This window comes from Levilactobacillus huananensis, assembly GCF_003946145.1.
Classification (GTDB): Bacteria; Bacillota; Bacilli; order Lactobacillales; family Lactobacillaceae; genus Levilactobacillus; species Levilactobacillus huananensis.
The window spans coordinates 220,308-233,185 of record NZ_RHOC01000001.1 but is presented as its reverse complement, the minus strand read 5'-3'; the positions used below and the strand labels follow the sequence as shown (position 1 = coordinate 233,185).

At 48.3% G+C, this 12,878-nt stretch carries 13 protein-coding genes; 3 read left to right on the top strand and 10 right to left on the bottom strand.

The window, feature by feature from the left end:
* Positions 1-45: 45 nt before the first annotated feature.
* The 3 genes from msrA to hisS form a co-directional block, all read right to left on the bottom strand.
* A complete protein-coding gene (msrA, locus tag EKM71_RS01175; protein WP_125572852.1) occupies positions 46-570 on the bottom strand; it encodes a peptide-methionine (S)-S-oxide reductase MsrA in 525 nt (174 codons plus the stop codon).
* A gap of 187 nt (positions 571-757) precedes the next feature.
* Positions 758-2,557: an aspartate--tRNA ligase gene (aspS, locus tag EKM71_RS01170; protein WP_125572851.1), complete on the bottom strand. Its 1,800-nt coding sequence runs from the start codon at positions 2,555-2,557 to the stop codon at positions 758-760.
* 13 nt (positions 2,558-2,570) lie between these two features.
* Positions 2,571-3,866, bottom strand: a complete 1,296-nt coding sequence (hisS, locus tag EKM71_RS01165) for a histidine--tRNA ligase (protein ID WP_125572850.1) — start codon at positions 3,864-3,866, stop codon at positions 2,571-2,573.
* A 360-nt stretch (positions 3,867-4,226) separates the two neighbouring features.
* On the opposite strand from hisS, the gene EKM71_RS01160 reads away from it, so the two are divergent.
* Positions 4,227-5,081, top strand: a complete 855-nt coding sequence (locus EKM71_RS01160) for an N-acetylmuramoyl-L-alanine amidase (protein WP_125572849.1) — start codon at positions 4,227-4,229, stop codon at positions 5,079-5,081.
* A gap of 92 nt (positions 5,082-5,173) precedes the next feature.
* On the top strand, positions 5,174-6,013 hold the full coding sequence (locus EKM71_RS01155) for a fructosamine kinase family protein (protein WP_125572848.1): 840 nt from the start codon (positions 5,174-5,176) through the stop codon (positions 6,011-6,013).
* Positions 6,014-6,124: 111 nt separating this feature from the next.
* On the opposite strand, the gene EKM71_RS01150 is transcribed toward EKM71_RS01155, so the two are convergent.
* From EKM71_RS01150 to EKM71_RS01120, 7 genes are all read right to left on the bottom strand, one after another.
* Positions 6,125-6,778, bottom strand: a complete 654-nt coding sequence (locus EKM71_RS01150; protein ID WP_125572847.1) for an HAD-IA family hydrolase — start codon at positions 6,776-6,778, stop codon at positions 6,125-6,127.
* A 53-nt stretch (positions 6,779-6,831) separates the two neighbouring features.
* The gene (gene dtd / locus EKM71_RS01145) at positions 6,832-7,278 is read right to left on the bottom strand and encodes a D-aminoacyl-tRNA deacylase (protein WP_125572846.1); all 447 of its coding nucleotides are present in this window, start codon (positions 7,276-7,278) and stop codon (positions 6,832-6,834) included.
* Positions 7,279-7,290: 12 nt separating this feature from the next.
* Positions 7,291-9,522, bottom strand: a complete 2,232-nt coding sequence (locus tag EKM71_RS01140; protein ID WP_125572845.1) for a RelA/SpoT family protein — start codon at positions 9,520-9,522, stop codon at positions 7,291-7,293.
* 31 nt (positions 9,523-9,553) lie between these two features.
* The gene (locus EKM71_RS01135; protein ID WP_125572844.1) at positions 9,554-9,889 is read right to left on the bottom strand and encodes a hypothetical protein; all 336 of its coding nucleotides are present in this window, start codon (positions 9,887-9,889) and stop codon (positions 9,554-9,556) included.
* 67 nt (positions 9,890-9,956) lie between these two features.
* Entirely contained in the window at positions 9,957-10,706 is a 750-nt protein-coding gene (locus EKM71_RS01130) for a 16S rRNA (uracil(1498)-N(3))-methyltransferase (RefSeq protein WP_125572843.1), read from the bottom strand.
* 2 nt (positions 10,707-10,708) lie between these two features.
* A complete protein-coding gene (gene prmA, locus EKM71_RS01125) occupies positions 10,709-11,659 on the bottom strand; it encodes a 50S ribosomal protein L11 methyltransferase (RefSeq protein ID WP_125572842.1) in 951 nt (316 codons plus the stop codon).
* A 92-nt stretch (positions 11,660-11,751) separates the two neighbouring features.
* Positions 11,752-12,069: a hypothetical protein gene (locus EKM71_RS01120; RefSeq protein WP_057879152.1), complete on the bottom strand. Its 318-nt coding sequence runs from the start codon at positions 12,067-12,069 to the stop codon at positions 11,752-11,754.
* A 324-nt stretch (positions 12,070-12,393) separates the two neighbouring features.
* Here EKM71_RS01120 and mscL point away from each other — a divergent pair, with 324 nt between their 5' ends.
* Entirely contained in the window at positions 12,394-12,765 is a 372-nt protein-coding gene (gene mscL / locus EKM71_RS01115; RefSeq protein WP_125572841.1) for a large-conductance mechanosensitive channel protein MscL, read from the top strand.
* The last annotated feature ends 113 nt before the right edge of the window (positions 12,766-12,878 follow it).

Below are 12,878 nucleotides of genomic sequence, written 5' to 3'. Positions count from 1 at the left end.
TTATCCCTCGTGGCGGCCACGGGCAAACTGATCTCTTAGCGACTTCTAATCTTTCCAGTTCTTGGCAATGAAGGCTGACCGACCTCCAGCCTCCTGTTCAGCATAAACCCGCGGATTCTTCTTATAGAATTCCTGATGTCGTTCTTCAGCCACGTAAAACGGTTGAACATCTTCAATTCTGGTGACAATTGGCTGGTCAAATTGCTCGCGATCTTGCAGCGCTTGACGCGAGGTCTCGGCAACGGCTCGTTGGGTCGGACTATTAACAAAGATGACGGGGCGGTAATTGTCGCCTCTGTCCTGAAACTGGCCACTAGCATCAGTTGGGTCTGTCTGTTGCCAATACAAGCGAACCAATTTGTCGTACGAAATAACCTGCGGATCGAACCAAATCTTCACGGCCTCCGTATGGCCGGTTGTCTGACTCTTAACCTGTTCATAGGTCGGATTAGGAACGTTTCCCCCGGTGTAACCCGAAAGCACTTTTTGAATACCAGGTAAGGTCTCAAAGGGTTGAACCATGCACCAAAAACATCCTCCGGCAAAAATCGCTGTCTCAGTTTCACTCATTATAATCACTCCAATTTCTAATATTTCTATTAAACGTCTTTTCGTTACCGAGGTCAACCCATCCCCGAGTTAACCACCGGCATTGCCTAATTTTCGGCAAATGCCAATAAAAAAGACTGACCAGTCACCCAGATGAGCGATCAATCAGTCTCATTAAATTCAGTTTCTTAGTTGTCCGGAACGCGACCTACTTATCGGTTGGGTCGTCAGGCGTAATCTGCAAGTCCAAGTCAACTAATTGCTTGTCAGCAACCGTACTTGGCGCTTCCGTCATTGGTTCCGTGGCCTTCGAATTCTTAGGGAAAGCAATGACGTCGCGAATGTTGTCGCGCTTAGCCAACAGGCGAGCGAACCGATCCAACCCGATAGCCAAACCACCATGAGGTGGGAACCCGTAATCCAAAGCTCTCAATAAGAAGCCAAATTGTTGGTCAGCCCGTTCAGGCGTAAAGCCTAAGGCCTTCAACATCTTCATTTGAAGTTCACGAGTGTGAATCCGAATGGATCCGCCACCTAATTCCAAACCATTCAGAATGATGTCATAACTCTGAGCATAGGCCTTGTGTGGATCCTCGCCATCGTTCAGATAGTGGGCATCCCCCTCGGCAGGCATCGTGAATGGGTGATGGGCTGGAACCCAACGCTTCAAGTCAACATCGTAATCAAACAATGGCCAGTTGACGATCCAGAGAAAGGCCCACTTGGTTTGGTCGATCATGTCTAATTCCTTAGCAATCGCAACACGCAAGTAACCCAAAGTTTGGGCAACGACACGCTTAGAGTCGGCAGCGAACAGCAAAAGATCGCCACTCTTAGCACCAGTAGCTGTAGTAATCTGGTCGAACCAGTCGCCTTCCTTAAAGAACTTCGCGATTGGACCACTGAAGCCGTCATCGGTCACCTTCATCCAAGCCAAGCCCTTTGCACCAAAGCGTTCGATGTATTGACCGTACTTATCGATATCCTTGCGACTATACTTGTCAGCACCACCGGGAACAGCAATAGCCTTGACTTGTCCACCGTTAGCAACGGCTCCAGAGAAGACCTTGAAGTCGGTGTTGGCCATGATAGCTGACAGATCCTTCAATTCCATACCAAACCGAACATCCGGTTGGTCGGTCCCGAAGCGGGCCATGGAGTCGTCCCAATCCATACGTTCAAATGGTAAGGTGACATCCACGTTCAATGTATCCTTCATGACCTTAGCGATCAGGCCTTCAGTAATGTCTTGAATTTCTTCAGCGGTCAGGAAAGAGGTTTCCAAATCGATCTGAGTAAATTCTGGCTGACGGTCACCCCGCAAGTCCTCATCCCGGAAACAACGCGCAATTTGGTAGTAACGATCGAAACCAGAACCCATTAACAATTGCTTAAATAATTGTGGGGATTGTGGCAAAGCGTAGAAGTGACCCTTGTAGATCCGTGAAGGAACCAGATAATCGCGGGCGCCTTCTGGCGTCGACTTAGTTAGATCAGGTGTTTCAATATCAATGAAGCCATTTTGATCGAAGTAACTGTGAACGGATTGTACAATCCGGTTACGCAACATTAATGACCGTTGCATTTCTGGACGACGTAAATCTAGATAACGGTACTTCAGCCGTAAGTCATCGGAAGCATTGACGCCATCCTTGATTTCAAAGGGCAAATCCTTGGCTTTGTTTAAAAGGTTGATGCCGGTAACCCGAACTTCAACCTTCCCCGTCCGCATGTCAGGATTGATTTCCTTCGGCGTCCGAGCAACGACCGTCCCTTGAACTTCGATAACGTATTCGCTGCGGAGTTGATCGGCAACGGCTAAGGCGTCCTTGTCGTATTCTTCACTGAAGACCAATTGAACTAAGCCTTCACGGTCACGTAAATCAACGAAGATCAGGCTTCCGAGGTCTCGGCGCTTCTGCACCCACCCCTTTAAAACGACAGTTTGGTCGAGGTATTGTTCGTCGACTAAACCAGCGTAAGTGGTCCGCTTTAAATTCTTTTCCATAACTTTTCCCCTCTTATTTTGCCGTAAACTTGGTAGCCACGACTTTTTCAAAATCTTGATAGATATCGGCCAATGGCACACTAACTTCTTCACCCGTTGCCATGGACTTTAGGTTAGCTGTTTGGTCAGCTAGTTCTTGACTCCCAATCGTCAACGTATAGGCCGCTGACAAGCGGTTAGCCGTCTTGAACTGTGCCTTAGGCTTGCGACCCAGGTAGTCTCTGTCGGCAGTTAAACCAGCCGCTCTAATCGACTGAACCAACTTCAAAGTTTCCAATGACGTTTCGTCCCCGATACCGACCACGTAGACATCTAAGGCATTGTCGTTTGGTACGGCAACCTTCTCGGCCTGCATCAGTAAGACGAGGCGTTCCACCCCGAGACCAAAACCAACACCAGGCATTTCTGGTCCACCGAGTTCTTCCACAAGACCGTTGTAGCGGCCCCCGGCAAGAACAGTGGTGTAACCTTCACCCAAGGCTGGTGAATCGGCCATGATTTCAAAGATGGTGTGGTTGTAGTAATCCAGCCCCCGCACCATGGTTGAATCGACGTCATAGGCAATTCCTAAAGCATCTAAGCTCGCCTTAACACGATCAAAATGGTTGGTCGCAGCTGGTGTCAGAAAGTCCAAGATGGATGGCGCATCAGCCACGATGGCCTGATCATGTTTGTCTTTACTGTCAAGAACCCGTAATGGATTCTTGTGCAGACGAACCTTGGAATCGTCACTTAATTCATCAAAGTGTGGTTCCAAAAAGTCGATCAATGCCTGACGGTAAGCATCCCGGGATTCTTTGTCACCCAAAGTGTTCAAGGCCAAACGCAGATGCTTCAAGCCCAACTTACTTAGGAGGCTCATCCCCAGGGCAATGACTTCGACGTCTAATTCAGGAGCGTCACTCCCAAAGGCTTCCACCCCGATCTGATGGAATTGGCGTTGTCGACCTGATTGCGGCCGTTCATAACGAAACATTGGCCCCATGTAGTAAACTTTGTAAGGCTTTTGGGTCTCAGGACCGTAAAGTTTATTTTCCACAAACGCCCGAACAACGCCGGCCGTTCCTTCTGGCCGTAAGGAGAGGTGTCGATCACCCTTGTCCTTAAAGTCGTACATTTCCTTAGTCACGATATCGGACGTATCCCCCGAAGTACGTGAGAAGACCTCAAAATTTTCAAACATTGGGGTCCGAATCTCATCAAAGCGGTAGGTTGCAAACAGTTTGCGCGCGGTCGCTTCGACGTATTGCCAGATCTGTGAGTCGCCTGGCAGGATATCAGCCGTTCCCTTTGGTCGTTGATAACGCATGAGCATTCTCCCTTTCTACGCCTGCTGAAAATAAAAAACGCCCCTGTCAATAGACAAGGGCGCAGGTATGCACGGTACCACCTTTAATAATTTCTCTGCAGGATAACGTTGCAAACGAATGACGGACAACCGTCATTAGCCTCAAAAGTGTCTTCGAAGTCACACCGCTAACCGCTCTCAGCAACACGGTCTCTCTTGAAACGGGCTTCCCTCTACTAGTCTTTCTCATTGGCAATCTATTTTATTCTTCCTAAGCTTACTGAAATGGACGTGAAAAGTCAAGGTGACTTACCTGAAATTCAACGGGAATGAAAGCCCAACGTGGTATAATAAAAACTAATTTACTTAAGGAGCTTTCATATGCATTTTAAACCACACAACTGGCCTGGAATCATCACCGCGCTAGTCATCCTCTTAGTTGCCGGAGGGTTGCTCTTTAGCTTCACCCGCAGTAATTCTGTGACTGCTACTATCAGTAACCTAAACCTGCGTGATGGTCCCGGATTGACCTACAAGGTCACCCACAAAATTGAAAAAAATACCCGTTTAACCATTATTGGTGAAAAGGACAACTGGTACCACGTCCGCGATCACAACAACCATTTCGGCTGGGTCGCCAGTTGGCTGGTCGATCATCCTGGTAACTTAAAGCGTGCCACCAGCCTTTCCGAAGCCACCATCGTGCTCGATCCGGGACACGGGGGTAATGACTCTGGGGCTCTCTCCATCGACCAGAAACATAACGAAAAAACCTATACGTTGGCTATGGCCCAACAAGTTGCCAAGCAACTCCGAGCAACGGGCGCCCACGTCATCATGACGCGTGACAGTGACAAGTATGTCAGCCTGGCAGATCGACCAGCGTTAGCCAACACCAATCAGGCCAGTGCCTTCATCAGTTTTCATTTTGACTCCTCGCCTTCTAGTAACTTGGCTTCTGGAACCACGACCTACTATTACCATCGCGACACATCTTATGAGCTAGCCGAAGATATCAACGGTGAGATGAACGACCTGCCCCTCCAGAATCGTGGCATTAAGTACGGCAACTTCGAGGTCATTCGCGATAACAATCGGCCTTCCCTGTTACTCGAAATGGGATACATCAATACTAAGAAGGACTTCCACGACATTCAAAGCCCCCAGTATCAAAAACAAGTGGCTACTCGAGTCGTCAAGGGCTTGCGTACCTACTTCAAGGCCGGTAACGCTTAGTCATGGTGTTACAATAGAGTCGTCAGAGGACGTCGTAAGTCAGGATCATCTGGCTCACGACGTCCTCTATTTTCGTGAAAGAAGGTTTTTCAATGTTATCTTCTGAATGGCTAGCTCAACTTCCTCTCCAGCAAGTCACCGAGGTGGAACCCGTTTCCGGTGGTGACATCAACGATGCCTATCGCCTTCAAACCAACGAGGGACCTTATTTTTTGTTAGTCCAGTCCCACACACCAGCCACCTTTTATGACCATGAGGTGGCGGGACTCCATGCCTTAAGTCAAGCCATCAATGTACCCGAGGTCATCGGGTCGGGACAAATCGACGGCGATGCCTACCTGATTCTGGAATACTTGGAGATTGGTCAAGGGAGTCAGCGTGAACTTGGCGAAGCCGTGGCCCGTGTACACCAAGTCACCGCCCCACAATTTGGCTTCGATCAAAACAATTTAACCGATAAGCTGCCTAAAAACAATGCTTGGCAGGATGACTGGACCCACTTTTATTTGAAACAACGTCTCGATCCTTTGGTCAAACGGGCTAAAGAACATCACCTCTGGAATGCCGGCCGGCAACAAGCCTATGATCGGGTCCGCCAAAACATCATCGCTGAAAATCGTGATCGACAGATTACCCCATCCCTACTTCACGGTGATCTGTGGTCCGGCAACTACCTCTTCACAGCCGACGGAACACCGACCTTGATTGATCCCGACGTGTTGTATGGCGACCGAGAATTCGATCTCGCCATGACCACCATTTTCGGTGGTTTTTCTGCCGATTTCTATCGTGGTTATCAAGAACGGTACCCGTTAGCTGCGGGTTATCAGGATCGGCTGCCCCACTACCAGCTCTATTACCTGTTGGCTCACCTGAACCTCTTTGGGGAAACTTATGGCGGAGCCGTGGATAGTGTCTTGGAACGTGGATAAGCATTTTATGTACGCTGAAGGCGTCCTACCAAAATTGGCAGGACGCCTTCTTGTGATCACCTCTATCTCTCGACATGTGTAAAAGGTCAGCTGATCCCAGACAAAGATTATCTAGTTATCACTTGTCCTAAATAGCCATTCTTGCAACTCTGCCATCCGAGTCACCCGGACTTCAGGTTGGCTCTCATCAACAATCATGTGTTCCGGATCAAACATTGCCCCAGCCATACCGGCTCGGTGACCCGCCGCAATATCTAGATTGCGGTCACCAACCATGATCGCCGTTTTCGGATCGATGTCATAGCGCGTCAATAAAGATTGTAACCCACTCGGATCTGGCTTCCGGGGAAAGTGATCATCGGCCGTTACCAAATCGGTAAAGTAGTCTGCTAGACCCAGATCGGCCAAGAAGGTCAACGCCCCCTTATCCCGATGCGTTTCCAAGTAATTATGGCCCCCGGCAGCTACGATCGCTGACAAGAGATCGGTTACATCCGCGAAGACCCCAGCATCTGCGATCGCTTCACCTACAGACCGCTGATAAATTTTCCGTAAGCGTTCCTCATCCAACTGATACTCGGCCGTGAACCGTTGGAAGGCCGTCCCCACACTGTGTTGTCGCATGGCTTGATAAATGGCTTCCGGATCAAGTTCAAAGTCATTGATTCCACTAGCGATCAAGGCATCACTAAAAGCCTGCACCATCCCCGGGTAGGTATTGACCAGCGTGCCATCGAAATCCCAAAAGTAATGTTGATAACGCATCATTTTCCTCCTAAAAAAGGAGCCGGACTGTGCCGACCCCTCGTGATCATTGTCTATTTGTGATCCGTGTCAAACCAAATCGTGACTGGTCCATCATTCACCAAGGCCACCTGCATATCGGCGCCAAAAACACCGGTTGCGACGGGAATCCCCGTGGCTGCCATCTTCTGGTTGAACTCGGCATAAATCTTTTCAGCATGTGCTGGATCGCCGGCATCTACGAAGCTTGGCCGGTTACCCTTCTTAGTATTAGCGTAAAGCGTAAACTGGGAGACGGACAACACACTACCATCGACATCGTTCAGACTCAGATTCATCTTATCATCAGCGTCTTCGAATACCCGCAGCTTACTAATCTTACGCACCAGATATTCAACCTCTTCACTGGTATCACTATCCTCGGCACCTACCAACAGGCAGAATCCCTTTTTAATGGCTCCGTGAACTTCACCATCAATGGTGACAGAGGCCTCGCTGACTTTTTGCAATAAAATTCGCATATTGACCCCTCTCTAGTGGAACGCCCGCTTAACAACGTAGACGTCCGCAATGTTTTTAATGTTATCCATGATCCGTTGCAATTCAACTAGATTCCGTGTCCCCAGGCTAATAGAAATAGTGGCCATCTTGTTGTGATCCACCTTCCCATTAATAGATGTGAGGTACTTGGTACTGTTGTTAATGGACCGAAGGACATCGTTCAACAATCCATTACGGTTGTAACCTTGGACGTCGATATCGGCGTTGTAATTGGTCTTATCACCAGCCAGATTTCCCCAGCGAACCGCCACAATTCGTTCACCGTTATCTTCGGCATGCTGAACATTCGGACAATCCTTCCGGTGCACGGAAACCCCGCGCCCCTTGGTGATGTACCCAATAATGTCGTCGCCAGGAACCGGTGAACAACAATGGCTCAACCGAATCAGCAGATTGTCGACACCCTCGATAACCACGCCATCGGTGTCTTTGTTCTTGCGATCCTTCTTGTCATTTTCGGTATCATTCTTAATTGTTTGATGCTCTTCTAGTAGTTCTCGTTCTTCCTGCCGGCGGCGTTCAACTTCAGCGGCCTGACGAACATCATCCGTCAACCGGTTCACCACACCTCGTGGTTGAACATCTCCGAAACCAATCGCTGCCAATAAGTCATCGGCATGTTGGTAATGCATCTTACCGATGACCTTGTCCATATTAGACTTGGCCATCAGGACCTTGGGATCGTACCCCATTTCACGTAAAAGTCGTTCGATGGCGTCCTGACCCTGAACAATGTTCTGTTCGCGATCGCTCTGCCGGAAGAACTGCTTAATCTTGTTGCGCGCTCGCCGTGTCGAGACCAACTTCATCCAATCTCGACTAGGACCAGCAGAACTAGACGACGTGCGAATATCCACGATATCCCCATTCTTAATCTCATAATTCAAGGGAACAATCTTTCCGTTGATGGTCGCCCCGGTGGTATGGTGCCCCACCTCGGTATGGATAGCATAAGCCATGTCTAGTGGACCAGCACCCTTGGGCAGTTCCAACACATCACCCTTAGGGGTAAACGCATAAACGTGGTCGCCAAAGAGCTCTCCCTTGACACTGTCCATGAAGTCGGAAGCGTCATCAGTATCTTCTTGTAATTCAATGATGTGCTTAAAGATATTGAGCTTGTCACCGGAGTTGGTTTCTTGAACCTTGTCCTTGACACCTTCTTTGTAAGCCCAGTGCGCCGCAACCCCGTATTCAGCAACGGCATGCATTTCCTTAGTCCGAATTTGCACTTCAAGGGGCTTACCTTCAGGTCCAATCACCGTGGTATGTAGGGATTGGTACATGTTAGCCTTAGGCATCGCAATGTAGTCCTTGAAACGGCCGGGCATAGGCTTCCATTGAGAATGAATGGCTCCTAATACCGCATAACAATCCTTGATGGTGTCCACGATAACGCGGATGGCCAACAGATCATAGATCTGGCTAAATTGCTTGTGTTGGTCTTTCATCTTCCGGTAAACGGAATAGATGTGCTTAGGCCGACCATAAATTTCAGGCTTTAAATTTAAGTCCGCGATCGACGACTGAATCACCTTGATCGCAGCAGCAATATACTGTTCTCGCTGGTCTCGCCGTGAATTCATGAGATGCACGATCCGATAATATTGCTGGGGATTCAGATAACGGAGCGAAATGTCTTCGAGTTCCCACTTAATCGTACTAATCCCTAAACGATCGGCCAGTGGTGCATAAATTTCCAACGTTTCATTGGCAATTCGCCGTTGCTTGTCTGGTCGTAAGTGCTGTAATGTCCGCATGTTATGGAGTCGATCGGCTAACTTGACGATCATGACCCGAATATCCTTAGACATCGCTAGCAAGAGTTTCCGATGGTTCTCCGCCAACTGCTCTCGGTTCGACTTGTACTTGATCTTACCGAGCTTGGTGACGCCATCCACAATCAAGGCCACGTCGTCACCGAAGAGCTCACGCACATCACTCAAGGTCACCCCGGTATCCTCCACGATATCGTGTAGGAAGCCGGCGGAAACTGTTTCGGGATCCATGTTCAGATCGGCTAAAATACCGGCAACCTGAATGGGATGCATGATATAAGGTTCACCAGATTGACGGAATTGATTTTTGTGCGCTACCGTCGCAAAATGACAGGCCTTAACCACCATTTCCACGTGTTGTGCATTCATATATTTGCTAACTCGAGCAATTACTTCTTCAGCTGTCCAGATGCGTTCCTTGGTCATATTGAACGCCACCACCCTTGAATTTTAAAATTTATGATTCAACAGATTTCTTTGTTTGTGTTAACCCGTAGCCTAAGTAAGACAGGCAAAGATAAACAATTGCAAAATACCGGGTATATCGGGGTAAGAAAAGCATGGCCCCAATTAAATATACCACGGGCCAAATAATGACCCACCAACCAGGTTGCGATCGTCGAAAAATCCAACGCCCCAACGTCACAGCTAACACACCATTAATGACGATCAAGAGGCCCCCAAAACGCCAAACCGGGCTAATTCCAAGCCAAGTTGCTAATGCCGGAACCAGTAACCCCATTCCTAGGCTAACCAGCCAGTAACGCCAGCCGATTCTTTCTAGAACTGCCATATGCCCTCACCCATCTCTCATGATAATTGCAACCATTTTAGCATGTTTTCAGCCAGATTTCATTAAGTTATCTTGGCGTCTGTAACTCCAAAACCATTGACGTCGCCGCTAAGAGATATAATGGCGCCGTTTCAGTTCGTAAAATGCGGGGTCCCAAACCCACTAAGGTGGTCTGTGCCGCCGTCGCCTGCGCAACTTCGGCAGGACTAATCCCACCTTCTGGACCAAAGATCGTCAGAAGCGTTTGCCCCGGCGTCAAAGCGGTTAACTGCTGATTTAAGGCGCTCTGTTCCCCTTGCTTGGCTGATTCTTCATAAGCCATCAAACGGACATCTACTGGCTGTTCAAGCACGTCAGCCAGGCTGGCTGCATAGGTGACTTCTGGCCGGTGCAAACGATGAGATTGCTCGGCCGCTGCTGCCGCAATCTTATTCAATCGGGCGATCTTTTTGCCTACCTTATTGCCTTGCCACTTGGCCACCGACCAATCAGCGGCATAGAAGACAATGTTCGCCACCCCTAATTCCGTCGCCTTCTGGGTAATCCATTCGGCCTTCTCCTGTTTTGGTAACCCACAGGCGATGGTCACCGCCACCGGCAATTCAACTTCAGGCGTGGGGACCATCGTCAGTGTCACCATGGCCTCGGGTTCCATGACCGCGAGTGCTCCTACAAAAAGGTGTGCTGTGCTATCGACAAATTCTGCCCGATCGCCCACCTGAGCCCGCATAACACGAATCCAGTGACGCGTGATGGCTTCCGGTAAGATCAGTTGATCGCCAGTCCGATGCGGGTCATCTAAAAAATAACGTTGCATGCCTATTCGTCCTCCGTTGGCTTGTGGGCAATCACACCACGCCAATCCTTCATTTGTAGAATGTTATCAATAATAAAGCCTTGCTTCTTCTGTGCCGCCACCACGGTCTCCAACTTGTCAGCAATGATTCCAGACGTCAAGAAGTAACCACCGGGTGTCAGATTTTCCCAGGCTTGGGGTACCAGAGGCAAAATGATCTCAGCCAAAATGTTGGCCACAACCAAGTTCACGGGTTGATGAATACCTTTCAAAAGATCGTTAGGCTTGGCCACAACATCACTAGCAACCGGATTCAGATCAAGATTGGTTTTAGCCGAACGCACTGCAACCTCGTCGAGATCAAAAGCTGTAATGTCTTTGACCCCCATGAGCTTCGCCGCAATACTCAGCACACCAGAACCTGTTCCCACGTCATACATGGTTTCACCACCGCGAACCACCATCTCTAAGGCCGTCAATGACAGCCGTGTGGTTGGATGTGTCCCCGTTCCAAAGGCCATCCCTGGGTCCAACCGAATCACCTTTTCTTCAGCCTGCTTCGGTTGATAATCTTCCCAACTTGGCGTTACCGTCAAATAACGGGTGACCCGGACTGGATGATAGTACTTCTGCCAAGACGTTGCCCAACTCTCATCATCGACAGCAGCCGTCGTCACAGTTCCAGGCAGTGGATCCAGACCGAATTTAGCCAGGTCGTTGACTCGCTGCTTGATGGTCGGTAAAATTTCTGGGATGAAAATGGTTTCCGGATAATAAGCGGTAATCTCCGCGCCATGATCGCGATGTGGAATCGTCGCAAGATCCACGACTTCCCCAAATTTTCCCGGTTTTAAATTCTTAAAGTCAGCCGCATCGTCAATCTTAACGCCACTAGCTCCGGCCTCCTGTAAGATGTTGCTAACGGCTTCGACCGCTTCATTGGTCGTCAGCACACTAACTGCTGTCCATTCCATAAATGACATCCTCCTTGAAAAATTAATTTAAAAAAAGAGCCAGGACAAAGAATTGTCTCTAGCTCACCACTAAAACATTTAAAAATATCGCTTTAGATCTTTTCGGCATCGGTCGGATTTTCAGCGTCCTTATGATCCCGCTGGGCTAGACGTGTTTCTAAATAATCTAACATATCCGCCTCATTTTGGAATACACGCGGATGCTTCTGTTTGTGCAGCCGCAAATCAATTTCGTTAATTCGCTGCCGTCCGGTCCACGTATGTCCATAACGAATGATTACCCGGTTATTGAGCGAATCTCGACCAAATTTGAAGACATACACACTTTCGGGTGCCATCAACGGCCGAATATACGACTTTTCATAACGATAGTTATGTTGCCGTAAGAATTGTTTGGTTCGACTCAGCATGGTAATCACCTCCTAATGACTATTTACTCGTTCTTCATTTCAATCGCTCGAGAGTTAAGTCGGATTAAAATGTATCAATAATTGATAATAGTTGATTTCACTAACGATTGCAAGCGAAACGACACGAAAACCAACAATTTATGATAGTCGATTTCAAGAAACATCATCTCATCCTGAAACCACTTACATTTTACCATAGTTTTAGAGCTGCTTCTATCAAAAGTCTTATGCCGCGGGTAATCCAACCACCGCATATTGGTTGCATTTTATAATAAGATCGTTAAAAATATAAGTAAGAACTAATTTTGTGAAGGAGGAGTCATTTTGCTTAAAGAATTTAAGGAATTTATCGCCCGAGGAAATGTCATGGACCTAGCCGTTGGGGTCATCGTCGGGGCCGCTTTTACCGCCATTGTGAATTCCCTGGTAGATAACCTCATCAACCCCCTACTCGGAATTTTCATTGGCAGCATCGATTTCTCCGACCTGGTCTTCAGTGTTGGGAAGGCCCACTTCAAGTACGGGGCTTTCATCAACTCAATCATCAATTTCTTGATTATTGCCTTCGTTGTCTTCCTCTTAATCAAATTGATTAATAAGCTCGTAGCCAAAAAACCCGAGCCAGAAGTGGACACTACCACACCAGAGGAACGTTACCTCAAGGAAATTGTGGACCTGCTCAAGGAAAAAAATTAGCACGACCGAAACATCCCCAGTCATGGGGATGTTTTTTTGTACGTCATAACGCTCCTATTATTTTATCATCGCCCCAAACTTAACGAAAAAGTCAAACTTTGGGTTGCGGATCG

Bases quoted from the DNA above. Each gene is read 5' to 3' on its own strand.
- aspS (WP_125572851.1), bottom strand. From the start codon at position 2,557: ATGGAAAAGAATTTAAAGCGGACCACTTACGCTGGTTTAGTCGACGAA.
- EKM71_RS01160 (WP_125572849.1), top strand. From the start codon at position 4,227: ATGCATTTTAAACCACACAACTGGCCTGGAATCATCACCGCGCTAGTC.
- EKM71_RS01150 (WP_125572847.1), bottom strand. From the start codon at position 6,778: ATGCGTTATCAACATTACTTTTGGGATTTCGATGGCACGCTGGTCAAT.
- EKM71_RS01140 (WP_125572845.1), bottom strand. From the start codon at position 9,522: ATGACCAAGGAACGCATCTGGACAGCTGAAGAAGTAATTGCTCGAGTT.
- msrA (WP_125572852.1), bottom strand. From the start codon at position 570: ATGAGTGAAACTGAGACAGCGATTTTTGCCGGAGGATGTTTTTGGTGC.
- EKM71_RS01130 (WP_125572843.1), bottom strand. From the start codon at position 10,706: ATGCAACGTTATTTTTTAGATGACCCGCATCGGACTGGCGATCAACTG.
- EKM71_RS01120 (WP_057879152.1), bottom strand. From the start codon at position 12,069: ATGCTGAGTCGAACCAAACAATTCTTACGGCAACATAACTATCGTTAT.
- EKM71_RS01135 (WP_125572844.1), bottom strand. From the start codon at position 9,889: ATGGCAGTTCTAGAAAGAATCGGCTGGCGTTACTGGCTGGTTAGCCTA.
- EKM71_RS01155 (WP_125572848.1), top strand. From the start codon at position 5,174: ATGTTATCTTCTGAATGGCTAGCTCAACTTCCTCTCCAGCAAGTCACC.
- prmA (WP_125572842.1), bottom strand. From the start codon at position 11,659: ATGGAATGGACAGCAGTTAGTGTGCTGACGACCAATGAAGCGGTCGAA.
- hisS (WP_125572850.1), bottom strand. From the start codon at position 3,866: ATGCGTTATCAACGACCAAAGGGAACGGCTGATATCCTGCCAGGCGAC.
- dtd (WP_125572846.1), bottom strand. From the start codon at position 7,278: ATGCGAATTTTATTGCAAAAAGTCAGCGAGGCCTCTGTCACCATTGAT.